This is a genomic window from Tumebacillus lipolyticus (genome assembly GCF_042682745.1).
In the GTDB taxonomy this organism is placed as follows: domain Bacteria; phylum Bacillota; class Bacilli; order Tumebacillales; family Tumebacillaceae; genus Tumebacillus_A; species Tumebacillus_A lipolyticus.
This window is the reverse complement of sequence record NZ_JBHUIO010000005.1, coordinates 813,430-829,143: the sequence shown is the minus strand read 5'-3', so window position 1 is coordinate 829,143 and position 15,714 is coordinate 813,430. Positions and strand designations below refer to the sequence as shown.

The 15,714-nt window shown below is 57.2% G+C and carries 14 protein-coding genes; 13 read left to right on the top strand and 1 reads right to left on the bottom strand.

What is annotated here, in order from left to right:
- Position 1: 1 nt before the first annotated feature.
- The 10 genes from ACFSOY_RS09085 (at position 2) to ACFSOY_RS09040 (ending at position 11,840) form a co-directional block, all read left to right on the top strand.
- Positions 2-1,300, top strand: a complete 1,299-nt coding sequence (locus ACFSOY_RS09085; RefSeq protein WP_386045851.1) for an ArnT family glycosyltransferase — start codon at positions 2-4, stop codon at positions 1,298-1,300.
- A gap of 73 nt (positions 1,301-1,373) precedes the next feature.
- Complete coding sequence (locus ACFSOY_RS09080) at positions 1,374-3,041, top strand: CPBP family glutamic-type intramembrane protease (RefSeq protein WP_386045849.1); 1,668 nt, start codon at positions 1,374-1,376, stop codon at positions 3,039-3,041.
- A gap of 129 nt (positions 3,042-3,170) precedes the next feature.
- Complete coding sequence (locus ACFSOY_RS09075) at positions 3,171-4,457, top strand: tetratricopeptide repeat protein (RefSeq protein ID WP_386045848.1); 1,287 nt, start codon at positions 3,171-3,173, stop codon at positions 4,455-4,457.
- On the top strand, positions 4,454-4,600 hold the full coding sequence (locus tag ACFSOY_RS09070) for a hypothetical protein (RefSeq protein ID WP_386045846.1): 147 nt from the start codon (positions 4,454-4,456) through the stop codon (positions 4,598-4,600). The genes ACFSOY_RS09075 and ACFSOY_RS09070 overlap by 4 nt, the downstream gene beginning before the upstream one ends.
- A 181-nt stretch (positions 4,601-4,781) precedes the next feature.
- Complete coding sequence (locus ACFSOY_RS09065) at positions 4,782-6,137, top strand: glycosyltransferase family 39 protein (protein ID WP_386045844.1); 1,356 nt, start codon at positions 4,782-4,784, stop codon at positions 6,135-6,137.
- 16 nt (positions 6,138-6,153) lie between these two features.
- Positions 6,154-7,047 (top strand): decaprenyl-phosphate phosphoribosyltransferase, encoded by an 894-nt coding sequence (locus ACFSOY_RS09060; protein WP_386045842.1) that lies wholly within the window; start codon positions 6,154-6,156, stop codon positions 7,045-7,047.
- A gap of 18 nt (positions 7,048-7,065) precedes the next feature.
- The gene (locus ACFSOY_RS09055; protein ID WP_386045839.1) at positions 7,066-8,424 is read left to right on the top strand and encodes an FAD-binding protein; all 1,359 of its coding nucleotides are present in this window, start codon (positions 7,066-7,068) and stop codon (positions 8,422-8,424) included.
- Positions 8,425-8,426: 2 nt separating this feature from the next.
- Entirely contained in the window at positions 8,427-9,164 is a 738-nt protein-coding gene (locus tag ACFSOY_RS09050; protein ID WP_386045838.1) for an SDR family oxidoreductase, read from the top strand.
- A 16-nt stretch (positions 9,165-9,180) separates the two neighbouring features.
- On the top strand, positions 9,181-10,119 hold the full coding sequence (locus tag ACFSOY_RS09045) for a lysylphosphatidylglycerol synthase transmembrane domain-containing protein (protein ID WP_386045836.1): 939 nt from the start codon (positions 9,181-9,183) through the stop codon (positions 10,117-10,119).
- A 125-nt stretch (positions 10,120-10,244) separates the two neighbouring features.
- Positions 10,245-11,840: a copper amine oxidase N-terminal domain-containing protein gene (locus ACFSOY_RS09040; protein ID WP_386045834.1), complete on the top strand. Its 1,596-nt coding sequence runs from the start codon at positions 10,245-10,247 to the stop codon at positions 11,838-11,840.
- Positions 11,841-11,876: 36 nt separating this feature from the next.
- On the opposite strand, the gene csaB is transcribed toward ACFSOY_RS09040, so the two are convergent.
- Complete coding sequence (gene csaB, locus ACFSOY_RS09035) at positions 11,877-13,013, bottom strand: polysaccharide pyruvyl transferase CsaB (RefSeq protein ID WP_386045832.1); 1,137 nt, start codon at positions 13,011-13,013, stop codon at positions 11,877-11,879.
- 212 nt (positions 13,014-13,225) lie between these two features.
- On the opposite strand from csaB, the gene ACFSOY_RS09030 reads away from it, so the two are divergent.
- The 3 genes from ACFSOY_RS09030 to ACFSOY_RS09020 all read left to right on the top strand — a co-directional run bounded on the left by ACFSOY_RS09030 (position 13,226) and on the right by ACFSOY_RS09020 (position 15,648).
- Positions 13,226-14,341, top strand: a complete 1,116-nt coding sequence (locus tag ACFSOY_RS09030; protein ID WP_386045830.1) for an LCP family protein — start codon at positions 13,226-13,228, stop codon at positions 14,339-14,341.
- A complete protein-coding gene (locus tag ACFSOY_RS09025) occupies positions 14,342-15,070 on the top strand; it encodes a WecB/TagA/CpsF family glycosyltransferase (protein ID WP_386045828.1) in 729 nt (242 codons plus the stop codon). It begins immediately after the preceding gene.
- Positions 15,071-15,156: 86 nt separating this feature from the next.
- Positions 15,157-15,648 carry a hypothetical protein gene (locus ACFSOY_RS09020; RefSeq protein WP_386045826.1) on the top strand — a complete coding sequence of 164 codons (492 nt, stop codon included), beginning with the start codon at positions 15,157-15,159 and terminating at the stop codon, positions 15,646-15,648.
- Positions 15,649-15,714 lie beyond the last annotated feature (66 nt).

Genomic DNA, 15,714 nt, shown 5'->3' with positions numbered 1-15,714 from the left:
ATTGTTCAAACAGTTGCGACTTCCTTTGCTCATCATCGCCATCCTGCTCGTTTCGCTCTGGATTCGGCTCGACTATATTGCAAAGTTGGAAGTGACGCCGATCTCCGACATGCAAGATTATGATCAGCGGGCTTTGCGCTTGGTGGAAGAGGGAACGTTTGTCACTGGAGAGCGACATGGTGCCACCTATCGGGCACCCGGCTATGTGATGTTTCTCGCCAGCCTGTACGAACTGTTCGGTCACAAGTATCGGCTGGTCTATGGGGTACAGGCGCTGCTCTCGGTGGCGACGCTGTATGCGATCTATCTGATCGGTCGCAGGCTGTTCGAGGCGAAGGTCGCCTTGCTCGCCCTGTTGCTCGCCGCGCTCTATCTCCCGTTTATCGGATATTCGGGCGTGCTGCTAACCGAGTCGCTCTTTCTCTTTCTGTTCCTCTACGCGCTCTATTCATTCTTGTGCGGGGCAGAGGAGGGAAGGGTGGGCTGGTACTTGCTGGCCGGCGGGCTGTTCGGGCTTGCCGCGCTGACTCGCTCGATCGCGTTGCTGTTGCCTGCCCTCTGCCTGATCTGGCTGTTCTGGCAGCGAAAGACGTGGCGATTGCCCAGAGCGACCTGGCTGCACCTCGGCCTGATGGTGCTGGTGATGATCGTGGTGATCGCGCCGTGGACGATCCGCAACTATGCGGAGCAGCACGAGTGGGTGCTGATCGACACCACGTCGGGGCTCAACCTGTTGATCGGCAACAACGATCGGGCAAACGGCTTTTTTACCGAGGCGATCTATGGGGTGCCCGCCTATAAGGAAGCGATGCGCGGGAACCGAACGGACGCTGAGGCGGACCGGATCATGAAGCGAGGGGCGAAAGCATGGATTGTCGCTCACCCGAAAGAGTTTGCCGAATTGACCTGGATGCGCTTCAAAATGTACCTCTCCGCGCAAAATGACTGGCTTGCATCCACCTATAAATGGAATTGGATTAAAATTTTCTCCGATAACTTTTACGCCCGCTACCAATGGACGCTGATGTCGCTCGGGCTGATCGGGGCATTTTTCGCGCTGTGGAAGGAGCGAAATGCGCTTTTTCCCACGCTCGTCGCCGGCTATTTTCTCGGCGCGATCTCGTTTTTCTTCGTTCAGACGCGCTACCAATTGCCCGCGATGCCTTTTGTGATCTTGCTTGCCGCCTTTGTGCTCGGGGAGCTGGGCAGAAGCAGGCGTCGAGCCCTCTGCATCTTCGCGGCGGTGTTTTTGATCGGCTGGTGGTTGGAAGAGCTCGCCATCCAGTACAAAGTGCTGTGATTTGACAATTGGGCAGGACCTTGAGATGCTAGACGGAGGAAAGTGATGGAATTGTTTGCAGGGAGGTGGACGCATGGGCGCTCGAAAACGAACGGATCGCTGGCTGTGGATCGTTGGGATTTTAGGGCTCGTGCTTTATTTTGTATTTTCGTGGAAGGACATGTTCGCTGCCCAAGAGTGGAAGATGATCTCCCGCGAGGAAGCGGTGGAGCTCGCCAAGCAAAGCTGGACAGAGGCGGGTGTCAATGTCGAGCAGATGAAGAGCAGCGCGGTGATGCAGAGCGCTGAGTCTGTCGATGGCTACCTTGGGAAGGAAGATTTGCGCGACTCGTTTGCAGCTTCGGCACCGCAAGAGGCGCCGATCACCTATTGGCATGTCACCTTTTATCCGCAAGAGCTGAGCGAGCGCGATATTCGCTATGAGACGAACCACGATCTGGTCACCGGCAAGGTGGTCGGATATGAACGAGTGGAACCGACAGATGTGATCATCAGCAAGGAGGAAGCGCTCCAAAAGGCGCAGGCTGCGCTGATCAAGCTCGGCGTCGATCTGAAAGCGCTCGCTGGGGTGGTCGAAGAAGATCTTTACGACCTGGAAGGCGAGTTTGAGTTTGAAAGCTTGAGCCAAACGGGGGTGCGGCTCCTGTCGTCGGGCAGTGAGTATCGCTTCTCCTGGAAGGCGAAAGAGTTTGAAGTGGGCGAGCTCAGCTTGTACTATCACGTGACGGTCGAGGGCGAGCACGCATCGCTCGTCGAATCGTCCTACTACGTTCCGGCCTCTTTCGACACGTGGCACAGCAAGCAGAAGTTGTACGCGGGGATCTTGACCGGCGTGAGCGCGCTGTTCTCCTTTTTGCTCCTCGTCTGCGCCTTTGTCTTCCTGTTTTTGATCAAGCAGAAGCGACCCTACTGGTCGAGCTTGTGGCTGTCCTTGATCGTCACGGCGTTCTTCGCCTTTAGCAACATCAACCAGTGGCCGATCTTGGAGGCGCAGACGCTGCAGGGCGGAGGCGGTCTGTTTGGCGTCATGATCTTCGGCGCGATCGCCATCGCGGTCGTGGTGTTCATCTCGATCCTGTTCGGAGCGGGCAACTACGTGCTGACGCTGACCGGGGGAATGCTCACGCGCGAGGTCGACCACAACCTGTGGATGTCGTTCAAAGACCCGGAGTGGAGTGAGCGGATGCGCTTGGCGACCAAGCGGGGCTTTCTGCTCGCCTTCGCTTGGCTCGGGTTTCAAGGGGTCTTCTACTTTGTGGGCGAGACGTTTTTCGGCGTCTGGTATGAAAACGATTTGTCGATGTCGCCCGCCAACATGTGGGTGCCGGCACTGTTTCCGCTGATGGCGTGGCTGGCGGGGATTCAGGAGGAGATCACCTACCGACTGTTCGGGGTCACCTTCTTGAAGCGCTACGTCAAGTATGCGTTTATCGCCACGCTGCTTCCGGCGATGATCTGGGCGCTCGGCCATACGCTGTATCCGATCTATCCGATCTACACGCGCTTTATCGAACTGACGATCTTTGGGGTGATCATCGGTTATTGCTTCTTGCGCTACGGATTGGAGACGGTGATCATGGCACACGTCGTCTTTGATACGATCTTGATGTGTATTCCACTGCTGCTCTCCGGAGAGGCCGTACAGGTGGCATCGGGCATTTTCTTCTTGATCCTGCCGCTGCTCGTCGGGTATGGGCTGTCATTAATAAAACGACGAAAAGAGCAATTCGATTTTGTGTAAAATCGAATTGCCTTTCGAAAATGTGGGCAGAATACGCATTATATACTTTTATTTATCGTATGCATCGTATAAGATTAACGTTAAGTAAACTACTTCGTGAATGATAGACCGCCTGGGGGAGGAACGGATATGAATAAAACGCTAGGACAGAAGATACGGGAATGGCGCATGAGAAAGGGGATCACGCAAACCGAGCTGGCTGAGGGTCTGGTCACCCCGAGCATGATCTCCCAGATCGAAAGCGACAAGGCGAATCCTTCGTTCAAGCTGTTGGAGGGGATCTCGCGCAAGCTCGATGTGCCGATCGATCAATTCTTGATGGATATGCAAGATAAGCTGGAGCATGACACTCGTCATAAGCTGGCCAAGTCGCTGATCTCGGCGAAGCAGTATGACAAGGCGATCCAAGTGCTCGAAGGCTTGTCTGACGAACCTTCTGTCGATCGCACCGAAGTGCGCAAAGAGCTCGCCTCGGCATACATTTACGCGAAAGAGTTCGAGAAGGCGACGCGCCTGCTCGAAGCGATGCTGGAGGAGGTCGCGCTGGACAAAGACCGTTCGCAAGCGGTCGATCTGTTGCGCTGGTTGGGGCGCGCAAAGATGGAACAGCATGACTATGTGATGGCGAAGCACTATTTTCAACAGGCGCTCAAGGAGCTGGCGAAGAGCGAGACGCTGAACAGCATCTCGCGCGGCGGTCTCTATCACAACTATGCGGCAACGCTTGCGTACCTGGGGGAGGTACAGGAAGCGATCGGATATTTCAAAAAGGCGGTCGTCGCCTATCAGGGCACGCCGAACCTGTTGCAGATGGGACGTGCTTACACGGCGCTTGCTGCCGCTTACTACCAGATTCAGGAATATGCGCTGGCGGCGGAGACCACCCGCACGGCGATCACGATGTTCCGCAGCGTGAACAACCGCTACGATGAAGTGGTGGCGAAGAAAAACTACGGGATCTTGCAGTACGAGCTCGGGAATTACGAGGAATCGATCGCCCAGTTCGAAGAGTGTGCTAACGAGTTCCAAGCAATGGGGGAAACGGGGCTCGTCGCGAACGTCTACGGCGAGGTCGGCACCGTTCACTTCCGGAAAAAAGATTATCAAGAAGCGGAAAAATGGTGCTTCCGCTCGTTGGAACTGCTCGGAAAAGAGGATCGCGAGCGGGCGTTCGTCTACCGCACGCTCGGCGTGATGTATCAAGAACTTCAAAATTACGAGCGGGCATTAGAGTATATGTTAAGTTCTGTCGAACTTTTTGAAAAATACGGCTTGCTCGTGGAGGCTTCTAAGTGTTATTCTAATATCGTAAGCATTTATGAAGCTCGTGAAGAGCTTGACAAAGCGAGCGAGTACATGCAAAAGATGACTTTCATCATGAGGAAAGGACTAAGAGTGAGGGGGCTTTATCTGTGAGAAGAGTACTCTTTTCCGTTCTCCCCGTCTTGGCGGTAAGCGTCTTTCTCTTAAGCGCTTACATTCCAAACGGAGTGTCTACGACCACACTCGTCGTGGGCGGCGTCCAAGATGATTCGATCACATTTCCTGTCCAGGAATAGTTCTTGGCGCACTGAAAATCGCCACAATCGGTGAATCACAGTGTCGGGTGACACGATTGTGCCGCTGCTCTCTTTTCTTCTGAATAATCGCTGATATGATCGTCCGAGAGACTTTTCTCGGCGATTTTTTTTGCCGAATCTAGTATCATTGAGTAAAATAGTAAGAAAAAGGACTGTATCCATGACGACTATTTCTCGCAAGCGACCGAATTACGAGCTGATCTCGTTTCTGATCATCACCCTCGTAGCGGTCCTTTTCCGCATCATCTGGATGAAAAATGTACCGAGCACGCCGATCTTCGACTTTCTGACCTATCAAGAGATTGCGGCGAACATCGCCAACGGGTACGGTCATACGTACCAAGGGGAAGCGATCGCCTTCCAAGGCATGGGCTATCCGACCGCTCTGGGCATCTTCTATAAGCTGGTCGGCACGACGAGCGTCGAGGCGGGCAGATGGTTTAACCTGCTCTTGTCCACCTGTACGCTGCTGTTGGTCTATCCGATCTTCCGCGCGCTGACCTCTTCGCGCAAATTGGCGCTCGGGGCATACGCGCTGGTCGCTTTTTTGCCGAACTATATCGCCTATGTGAACGTGATCGGCGCAGAGGTGTTTCTCGCCTTCCTGTTCGCAGCGGTGATCTTTTTGCAACTGTATCGCTTCAACCGCTATGTGCGCATCCCGCTGCTCGGCATCTTCATCGGGCTTGCGGCGCTGACCAAGCCGGTCTTTCTCGCCTATCCGCTGGTGGCGGCCGCCGTGTACTACCTGCGGGAAAAAGATCTGCGCAGCTCTTTGGTCTTTTTGCTCTCCGTCTCGTTGGTCATGGCGGCGACAGTCGCACCGTGGACGATTCGCAATTATCAAAAGTTTGACCGGCTGATTCCGGTCTCCTATAATTCTGGCTATGTTTTATACCTGAACAACAATGCCAATAATGTTACAGGGGGTTGGATGCCCCTGAAAGATGCGGCCGCATCGCCAGAGCTGCGCAGCCAGATCGATCAGATTCTGGAGCATGGCAAGCGGAGTGAGAAGCTTGCCCATGAGCTCGACCCGTTGTTAAAAGCGGAAGGAAAGCGGTGGATTCTGGCGCATCCGCTCGAATTTGCCAAGCTCGGGCTGCTGCGCCTGCAAGCGACCTTCTTCAGCGGCGCGTGGGACGTGCAGAGCTGGGCGATGAACGATTGGTATCCAGAGCATCCGAGCTGGACGAAGGAGCTTGAGCGCAACATCAAGGCGTTCCGAGCGGTGGCAGATGTGCTGATCTATGCGATGAGCACGCTTTCCTTCCTGTTTGTCGGCGCAGGCGTCGTGGCGGCGCTGCGCAGTCTGTTCTCCCGCAGCGCCAAGCTGTCCAACACCCTGCTCCTGCCGACGCTGAACATCAGCTTTTTCATCCTGATCTACTTTGTGTTCGAAGGGCAGGCGCGCTACAACTTCCCGGTGCTGTTTCTGCTCGCCTTCTGCGCCGTCTTCGCTGCGAACAGCATCTGGCGCGGCGTGAAGAAGAGCGGATCGCTCTCTGTCGAATGATCTTGGAGGTGTCGTTTTGAAGCAAGAGGCAGTTCGAGCCGACTCGAACGTGTTGATATTGCTGTTCCAACAGCTTCGTCCGAAGCAGTGGACGAAAAATTTGCTGGTCTTTGCTGCACTGATCTTTTCGTTTCAAGTGGCGAATGTCGATCTGCTGCTTCGTTCGGTGATCGGATTCTTCCTGTTTTGCTTCGTCTCAGGATGTGTCTACATCCTCAATGATTTTGTCGATCGCGAGGCGGATCGCCAGCACCCGGAGAAGCGCCATCGCCCGATGGCCTCCGGTGCGCTCTCACCCTATTTGGCGCTGTCGTTCGGCGCGGTGCTCTTGGTGGTGTCGATCGTTTGGGCGCTGTACTTGGAGTGGCTGTTCGGCGTGCTGCTGTTCGTCTATTTTGTGATCAACGTCGCCTATTCGTTCAAGCTCAAGCATGTGGTGATCATCGACGTGATGATCATCGCCTCCGGGTTTGTCCTGCGGGCGATCGGCGGTGCGCTGGTGATCGACGTGCCGTTTACGCCGTGGTTTTTGCTCTGCACGATGCTGCTCGCCCTGTTCTTGGCGATCTCCAAGCGTCGACATGAGCTGTATCTGTTGGAGCAGAACAAAGGGTCGCATCGCAAAGTGCTGGACAGCTACTCGCCTGAGCTGCTCAATCAGCTGAACTCGATCGTGGTGACGGCGACGATCATGAGCTATGCGTTGTTCACGTTCACCTCCGGTCGAACGATCCATCTGATGTGGACGATCCCGCTGGTCATCTATGGGATCTTCCGCTATCTGTACCTGATCTTCATGGAGCAGAAGGGCGGCAAGCCGGAGCGCGACATCTTCCAGGACAAGCACTTGCTGGTCACTGTGCTGCTCTACGGGCTGGCTGTCGTCATCATCTTGAAGTACTTTAAGTAATTCGTGGGGGACAAGATTATGATCAAGCAGAAGGAAAGCACCATCGCCGGATGGGGCAACTATCCGGTGGAGGTCTGCAACCTCTACCGGCCGGACAAGGTGCAGGAGATCGCCAAGCTGATCGAGAGCGGTGCACAGCCGAGCTACATCTCGCGCGGCTTGGGTCGCTCCTATGGCGACACGGCCCTCAACCTGCGCGCAGGCGTACTGTTGCACACGCAGTTTGCGCGCTTTTTGCATTTTGATGAACAGACGGGCGTTTTGGAATGTGAGGCGGGCGTGTCGTTTGAGGAGATCATCGACCATTTTCTGCACCGGGGTTGGTTCCTGCCGGTGACGCCCGGCACCAAGTATGTCACCGTCGGCGGCGCGATCGCCAACGACGTGCACGGCAAGAACCATCATGTGGACGGCTGTTTTTCGGAGCATGTGCTCGACTTTACGCTGTTGCTCGCCTCCGGTGAGATCGTTCGCTGTTCCCGCGAGGAGCATGCTGACCTGTTCCACGCGACGGTCGGCGGGATCGGGCTGACCGGGATCATCCTGACCGCCCGCTTTCGGCTGATCCCCGTCGAGTCTGCCTACATCGAGGTGGATTACCTCAAGGCGCGCAACCTGGAACACGCGTTTGAACTGTTCGCCCGGACGAACGAAGATTATCAATATTCGGTCGCTTGGATCGACTGCCTCGCCTCGGGAAGCTCGCTGGGTCGATCGGTGCTGATGCTCGGCAACCATGCGCCGCGCTCGAAGGTGAAAAAGGGCGATCCGCTGCGGATCAAGCGGAAGAAGAAGCTGAACGTGCCGTTCAACTTCCCCTCGTTCGCGCTGAACAAAGCGTCGATCAAGGCGTTCAACTTCACCTACTACAACTCTTACAAGGACGAGCGGGGCAAGATCGTCGATTACGACTCGTTCTTCTACCCGCTCGATCGGATTCACAACTGGAACCGCGCCTATGGCAAACGCGGATTTGTGCAATACCAAGCGGTCTTCCCGCCGGAGACGAGCTACCGGGGGCTGACCCAGATGTTGGAGCGGCTGAGCCGCTCGGGGCGCTCCTCGTTCCTCGCGGTGCTCAAAAGCTCTGGACCGCAAAATGGCGGTCTGCTCTCCTTTCCCTTCAAAGGGTACACGCTGGCGCTGGACATCCCGATTCATGATGCGGGGTTGTTTCCGTTTTTGCGCGAGCTCGACCAACTGGTGCTTGCGCATGGCGGGCGTGTCTATCTGGCGAAAGATTCGGAGGCGGCACCAGACGTGTTCGCGCAGATGTACCCGACATTACCTCGATTTCAGGAGATCAAGGCGACTGTCGATCCGAACAATCGGTTTTCCTCTTCGCAAGCGAGGAGACTCCAAATTGTGGAGGGGTGACGATGAAAAACGTACTGATCTTGGGGGCGACGTCTGGCATCGCCAAGGCGCTCGCCTATCAGTTTGCTGAGCAGCAGCACAACCTATTGCTCGCCGGGCGCGATCTGGAGGAGCTGAAGCGCATCGCGCAGGATATTTCGATCCGCCACGAGGTGCGGGCGACCGTTCACCCGTTTGACGCGCTCGACTATGAGGGCCATGCCGACTTTTTTGCCGGATGCGTCGAAGCGGTGGGGGAGATCGACGGGGTGGTGCTCGCCTATGGCTATCTCGGCGATCAGAAGCTGGCCGAAAACGAGTTTCAGGAGGCGCGCTTGGTGATCGAGACCAACTTCCTCTCCGCCGTCTCGGTCTTAAATCTGGCTGCCAACTATTTTGAGGCGCGCAAAGAAGGCTTTCTCTGCGTGCTGTCCTCCGTCGCCGGGGATCGCGGCCGCCAGAGCAACTTCATGTACGGCTCGGCAAAAGGCGGCCTGTCGCTGTACGTGCAGGGCCTGCGCAACCGCCTGAGCAAGTCGAACGTCAGCGTGCTGACGGTGAAGCCTGGCTTTGTCGATACGAAGATGACCTACGGCCAAGAGGGCATGTTTCTGGTCGCCAAGCCGGAGGATGTGGCGCGGACGATCTACAAGCGGATCAAAAAGCGGGCCGATGTGGCGTACACTCCGTTTTTCTGGCGCTACATCATGATGATCATCAAAGCGGTCCCGGAGCGCATCTTCAAGCGCTTGAACTTATAGGCGGGGAGATTGATCGATGAACGCGAACAAGCTCACGTCAAGAATCATCACCGGCCTGATGATCGGAGTGGTGGTCTCCGTCCTGTTCTTCTTCTGGGGTGACGTGCGCGAGGTCAAGGATGTGATCTTCTCGATCTCAGTGCCGACCTATCTGCTCGCCATCGCGACAACGCTCGCTTCCTATTTTGTGCGCTTTTTGAAATGGCAATACTTTCTGAAGGTGCTGAAGATCGAAGTGCCTTGGAAAGACTCGCTCAACATCCATTTTATCGGGCTGTCGATGTCGATCACGCCGGGCAAGGTGGGCGAGCTGTTAAAATCGTACCTGTTGAAAAACAGGGCGGGTGTCGAGATGGCGCGCTCCGCCCCCGCCGTCTTTGCCGATCGTCTGACCGATCTGTTCGCGATGCTCTGCTTGGTCGGTGCCGGCGTCTCGCTGTTCGCCTATGGCACGCTCGCCTTTTTGATCGTGCTCGCCGGGCTGCTGGCGATCACGGTGATCCTGCAGTCGCGGTCGATCTCGCTCTGGCTGATCGATCGGCTGGCGAAGATCTCCTTTTTCCAGAAGCGCAAAGACAGCCTGTTGACGCTTTATGAGAGCACGTATGAACTGCTCCGCTTTAAGGCGCTCTCGTTCGCAACCCTGCTGTCGGTGATCGCTTGGTTTATGGAGTGCATCTCGCTGTATGTGCTGATCGTCAACCTCGGCCTCGATCTGTCGCTTTTGCACGTCGTGTTTATCTTCTCGCTGGGCACGGTGGCGGGCGCATTGTCGATGTTGCCCGGCGGGCTCGGCATCGCCGAAGGCAGCATGACCGGGATGTTCCTCTACTTCGGGCTGGCCAAAGGGACTGCCGTTTCGATCACCCTGCTGATCCGCCTCGTCACCCTCTGGCTCGGCGTATTGATCGGCATTTTCATTTTCTTTCTCAAGCGCAAAACGTATATGCCCTGAGCGAAAGAGCCTGCTGGACAGGCTCTTTTTTTATGCACGGCCACATCCTGAGGCTCTCTCTTCCCCCAGACTCTTGCATTTTTCCATCGAGAGCAGGTAGGATGGTAGAGAGGGAGAGTGGAAAGATGTCGAATATTTGGAAGAAGATTGGATTTTTTACACTGATCTATCTGACTTTTCTTATCATTATGGGCGATGGGACGGCACAGGCGGGCACGAATGAGCGGCCTGATGTCTATGTGGATGGGGAGAAGCTGCCGTTCGATGTGCAGCCGCTCAACAAAGGCGGAACTGTCCTCGTGCCGATGCGGACGATCTTTGAGAGCGTCGGCGCAGATGTAACGTGGGAAGCGGCGACGCAGACGGCGGTAGGCAAAAAGGATGGAGTCGTCGTGCGGCTGACGATCGGCAAGGAAGTGGCGACAGTCGGGTCACGAACGGTCGCGCTCGGCGCGCCCGCACAGCTGATCGGCGGGCGGACGATGGTTCCGGCGCGCTTTGTCGGTGAGTCGTTTGGCAATGATGTCAAATGGGACGGTCAAGGCAAGGTGACGATCAAAACGCAGGGAGCGCCGACCGTCCGCGTGATCGGCAGCGACTCGGCCTTGCGCGAAGGTCAGGTCTCGGCGCTGAAGGCGGAGATCGACCGCCTCGGCATCATGCAGCACGTGGCGCAGAACACGGGCGTCTCGTTTGAATTGCCCGTCTGGATCTATCTGAGCAACAGCGATGAGGGCTACCGCAAGACGATCTTGGAGAAGATGAACGCGACAGGGTGGGAGGCGGACCAACTGGTCGACTGGTCGAACGGTCTGTCCTATGGCAATCGGATCGCCTTGCCGCTCTACAAGCTGTCCTCGGCGAGAGAGCGGGTGAGCACGATCACCCATGAGCTGGTGCATTCCGCGTTCAGCCAACATCGGATGCCGATCCCCAACTGGATCAACGAGGGGATGGCGTGGCAGATCGGGCTGGACATCGGGTATCAGGGCGCGCCGAGCGTGTTGCGCAGCAGCATGGACGGCCAGTGTCGGGCTGAGGTGTTGGGAGCGATGGCAGAAGGGGATTACGTGCCGCTGATCCTCGATAACAACGCCAAGTTCGAAGCGCTCAACGATGCACCGTACAATCTGGAATACCAGGACTATCTCGCCGTTCGATCGCTGATCGGACAGTTTGGGAAGGACAAGCTGATCGCCTACCTGAATCGCGCCAAGCAGGGCGGTGATCGGGCGCAGCTCTTCGAGCAGGCGTTCGCCCTGTCGCTGAGCGAGTTTGAGCACCGCTTCTCCGGTGCGCTGCAGAAGGAGCTCAACCTGCAGAACCAAGGCGTCGAGCTCACCCTGCGCGTGACGGGCGAGCATGCGGGCACCTTCGCGCTGCTCGGACAAGATGCGAAAGGGTGGTCGAAATTCCGCCTGTCAGCGGGGGAGCATACGCTGCGCATCTTCAAAGATGGTCGAATCGAAGGGGTTAAGATCGAGGAGACCATCCCAGAGGAGTATCCGATGGAAGAGGTCGTCTTTCTGACGTTTGAACCGAACATTCCGGTGCAGGAGGAGGATATGGTGGTGGTCTACGGGGGGGTCACGCTGCTCGACGCGTTTGGCGAGTATTCGCTCCTCGGCATGTGGAAGACCGATCTGGACGCGGATAGCCATTTTCTGGAGGACAACCGCATGCTCGGCATCGAAGTGGTCAGCGTGAAGACGATTCGCTAGATCAGATGGCAATAAAAAACCAGCCTGCAGCTGCGCTCATGCGCGTTGCGGCTGGTTTTTTCGCTTGCCGAGCAGCCCGACGGCCAGCTCTCCGCTGGTCTCCGCCTCTTGGCGCAACGCTTCGACATGCGGGCGCATCATCACCTGGTAGTGCTCCAGGTTCTCGATGCAGTCGAGGATGCGGGCGCGCAAGCTGTCATAGGTCACGCTGACCACCGAATCGATCTCATAGTCGTATCCGACCCGCTGCACGAAGCGATCGATCTTCGGATCGTAGGAGAGCGAGACGAACGGAACGCCACAGTGAGCGGCCAAGATCAACGAGTGCAAGCGCATCCCGATGATCAGGTCGGTGTTGGCGATGATGTTGGCGATGTCGCGGAACGAGAACTGGCGGTTGAGCAGCACCGCTCGCTCCTTCATGTGGGACAGCACGCGCTGTGACGCGCCCACGTCGCCCGGGTATTGCATCGGGATGAACACCACCTGCCACCCATCCCGCACGAGCGCATCTGCGTTTTCGGCCAGCACCCGATAGTAGGTCTCGTTGGAAGGCCAGTTGCGGATCGCGATGCCCGCCACTTTTTTAAACCCGCCCAGATAGCGAGTCTTCACGCCAAACTCCTTGAGCAGCTTCGCCCCGGCGTCTTTTGAAAACATCTCCGGGTCGATGGCGAACGCCGGGTCTGCCGTCACGTAGATCTCCGGCTTGGTCACGCCGTATTGCAAAAGGTCCTGACGGGATTTTTCATCACGCACGGTGATCAGGTTGACTTGGTTGACCACGCGGCGAATCAAGTTTTCAGAAAACGGCTTGGTGATCGGTCCGATGCCTTGTCCGTAAAAGACGATCGGCTTGCCGATGAACTGCGCCAGCTTGCAGATGCCTAGATAGTAGAAGATGCTGCGTCCGCCTGTCACGTCCTGCAACAGACTGCCGCCGCCCATGACCAGCATGTCACACTTCAGCAGTTCGCGGATGATCACCGCAAAATTCCAGCGATTTACCGCTTTAATGCCGAAAAGTGCTTCTGTGCGGTCAGGCTGGTTGGAAAGAACGATGATCTCCGCATCAGGTTGTCTTTTGCGGATGCTCGACATGATGCCGTACAGGACGGTGTCGTCGCCTAGATTGTCAAATCCGTAGTAGCCAGATACCAGAATGCGAGGCATAGCTTGTCACTTCCTTACCTGATTCGGGCGCCTGCATCAATGCTGAACACGCCTGAAAATACAGAACTAGTATATCAGCTTGCCACCCTGTTGGAAAGGGTAACCTCTTGGCTTGCGGTCGCCTGCGCGGCCGGTGGAAAAACCTGCTTGGGTATGCGGGTGGCGAGGTTTGCATACTAGGGGGGACGACAAGGCAAAGGGGCAGTGGCAGAATGAACAGGATGAGTCCGAATCGAAAACGACTTTGGGTAGCCAGCTGGGTCCTGCTATGCATCCTGTTTGCTGCTTCGCTCGGCGGATTTTACAAGCTTTACCGGGTGGCGGAACAAATATACGAGCCGAGCGCTTCGCCGTACCGCGCAGATGGCGCGGGGGAGCAGCCGGACGGAGCGGCAGGCGGTCGCGAGGCTCCTGCCCCTCTGAAAAAAGGCGCATCGGAAGCGGCGGACGAGCGGCGCGGGACGAGCGCGAAGCAGCCGGAGCTACAGCCGGAGCGGCAGATGCAAGCGTCGCTCCTGCCCGCCCCGTCGCATCGCTCGGGCGCTGCGCGCCAGACCGTGCTGTCGAAGCGGGTGGAGACCTTCCTGTTGCTCGGCGTCGACTCTCGCCACAAAGGGGAGCGGGCGCGCGCCGATACGATCCTGCTCGCCACCGTGCCGGAGCTCGGCGGCGATGTGCACCTGATGTCGATCCCGCGAGACACGTATGTGCAGGTCGCCGGACACGGGTACACGAAGATCAACCACGCGATGAGCTATGGCGGGCTTCCGCTGCTGAGGCGCACCGTGCAAGATTTTTTGCGCGTGCCGATCGACCACACGATGATCGTCGACTTTGAAGGGTTTCGCAAGGTGATCGATGAGATCGGCGGCCTGAACTTGCAGGCGGAGAAGTCGATGGACTACGAGGATGCGGCGGATGGGACCTCGATTCATCTGCGCAAAGGACAGCAGCTGTCGACCGGAAAGCTCGCCCTCGACTACGCCCGCTTTCGCAGCGACAGCGAAGCTGACACCGGACGGATGCGCAGACAACAGCAGGTGATTCGTGCTATGATTCAACAAGGCGGCAAACCGGACAATTGGGCGCGCATGTTTCGCTTGGCGGAAATCGTCGGCGAACATGTGCAGACAGACGTTCCGCCGCGCGAATGGGTGCGGCTGATCATGTCCTATGCCTACAACCAACCGGAGCAGATCAAGACGCTGAAGATCGAAGGCGTCAACCGCATCGCACAGCGAGATAAGCTGTGGTACTTTTTTGTCAGCGATGCGGAGCGCAGGCGAGTCCAAGCTGTCTTGGAACAATTGAGGCGAGGGAATGCATAGATGGTCAACATATTAGGTGTGCCTTTTTCCACGAGTTCGTTCGCTGAGACGATCGATCGTCTCAAGCGGGCGATGACAGAAGGGGCGGCGCCCCACCATATCATCACAGCCAACCCGGAGATCATCATGATCGCTCAGGAGGATCAGACGGTGATGCGCCTGTTGCATCAGGCTGACATCGTGACCCCGGACGGCATCGGCGCCGTCTGGGCTTCGCAGTATTACGGAACGAAGCTCCGCGAGCGCGTCACGGGCGCTGAGCTGTCAGAAGCGCTGATCGCACACGCGGAGCAGAGCGGGCTCGGCGTCTTTTTGCTGGGCGCGACGCCCGCTTCCAACCGCCTGGCGCTCGAAAGGTTGCAGCAGAAGCACCCCGACCTGCGCATCGCCGGTCGAGACGGCTATTTCCAGGAGGAGCAGACGGCCGAGGTGGTGGAGGAGATCAGATCGTTCGGCCCGTCGCTCTTGCTGGTCGGCCTCGGCATGCCGAGGCAGGAGCTGTTTATCAGCGACCACAAAGCGGAGCTCGGCGCGGCGGTGATGATCGGGATCGGCGGCGTGATCGACATCTTCGCCGGCACGGTCAAGCGGGCGCCGAAGGTCTGGCAGCGACTGCGGCTCGAATGGCTGTACCGCCTGCTTTCACAGCCGAGCCGCTGGCGTCGACAGCTCGTGTTGCCGCGCTTTGTGATCACCGTCCTGCGCGACAAAAACCGCGTAAAACGCTAAAAAATGGGTCAGAAAGGGCAGGAGATGAGCTTTTTTTGTCGAAGTGAGGGACTTAAGAATGGTCAGTGGATGGAGGACTCACAGAGATGAAGAGACGCATCGCCTTTTTTGGAACCATGGTTTTGACGCTCGCAGTCGGGGTGATGATCGGCCAGATCGGGAAGGCTGACAGCAACTCCACACCAGGTTCGGCCGACGATCCGATCGTGACGAAGAGCTATGTCGACGCGAAGATCGCAGGTCTCGGTTCCGGAGGTAGCAATCCGGGTGGCAATCCGGGTGGCGGCAGCACGACTCCCGTCTCCGGTGTCGATACGTTTAAGGTGATTCAGCTGAAGACCGGGCAGACGCTCAAGGGCGGAGAGGGCACGGAGATCATCGTGCGCTCCGGCAGCGCGACGGCGATCGCCTCCAGCTCCGGCGGGCTGTCAGACGTGACGGGGGCGACAGACCTCGCAGCAGACGCGCCGGTGCCGACCAACCACATGATCCTCGTCCCGCGGAATGACGGGCGTGGAATCAAGGCGGTTGCCAACGATCCGTATGTGATGGTGCGCGGTACGTACACCATTCAATAGACAATGAGAACAGGCGCTGTGAGACCTTCGCAGTGCCTCTTTGTATTCTGGTGCGCAGTGCGCGGT

Coding starts and splice junctions, on each gene's coding strand:
- ACFSOY_RS09080 (WP_386045849.1), top strand. CDS start 1,374: ATGGGCGCTCGAAAACGAACGGATCGCTGGCTGTGGATCGTTGGGATT.
- ACFSOY_RS09075 (WP_386045848.1), top strand. CDS start 3,171: ATGAATAAAACGCTAGGACAGAAGATACGGGAATGGCGCATGAGAAAG.
- ACFSOY_RS09065 (WP_386045844.1), top strand. CDS start 4,782: ATGACGACTATTTCTCGCAAGCGACCGAATTACGAGCTGATCTCGTTT.
- ACFSOY_RS09055 (WP_386045839.1), top strand. CDS start 7,066: ATGATCAAGCAGAAGGAAAGCACCATCGCCGGATGGGGCAACTATCCG.
- ACFSOY_RS09050 (WP_386045838.1), top strand. CDS start 8,427: ATGAAAAACGTACTGATCTTGGGGGCGACGTCTGGCATCGCCAAGGCG.
- ACFSOY_RS09045 (WP_386045836.1), top strand. CDS start 9,181: ATGAACGCGAACAAGCTCACGTCAAGAATCATCACCGGCCTGATGATC.
- ACFSOY_RS09040 (WP_386045834.1), top strand. CDS start 10,245: ATGTCGAATATTTGGAAGAAGATTGGATTTTTTACACTGATCTATCTG.
- csaB (WP_386045832.1), bottom strand. CDS start 13,013: ATGCCTCGCATTCTGGTATCTGGCTACTACGGATTTGACAATCTAGGC.
- ACFSOY_RS09030 (WP_386045830.1), top strand. CDS start 13,226: ATGAACAGGATGAGTCCGAATCGAAAACGACTTTGGGTAGCCAGCTGG.
- ACFSOY_RS09025 (WP_386045828.1), top strand. CDS start 14,342: ATGGTCAACATATTAGGTGTGCCTTTTTCCACGAGTTCGTTCGCTGAG.
- ACFSOY_RS09020 (WP_386045826.1), top strand. CDS start 15,157: ATGAAGAGACGCATCGCCTTTTTTGGAACCATGGTTTTGACGCTCGCA.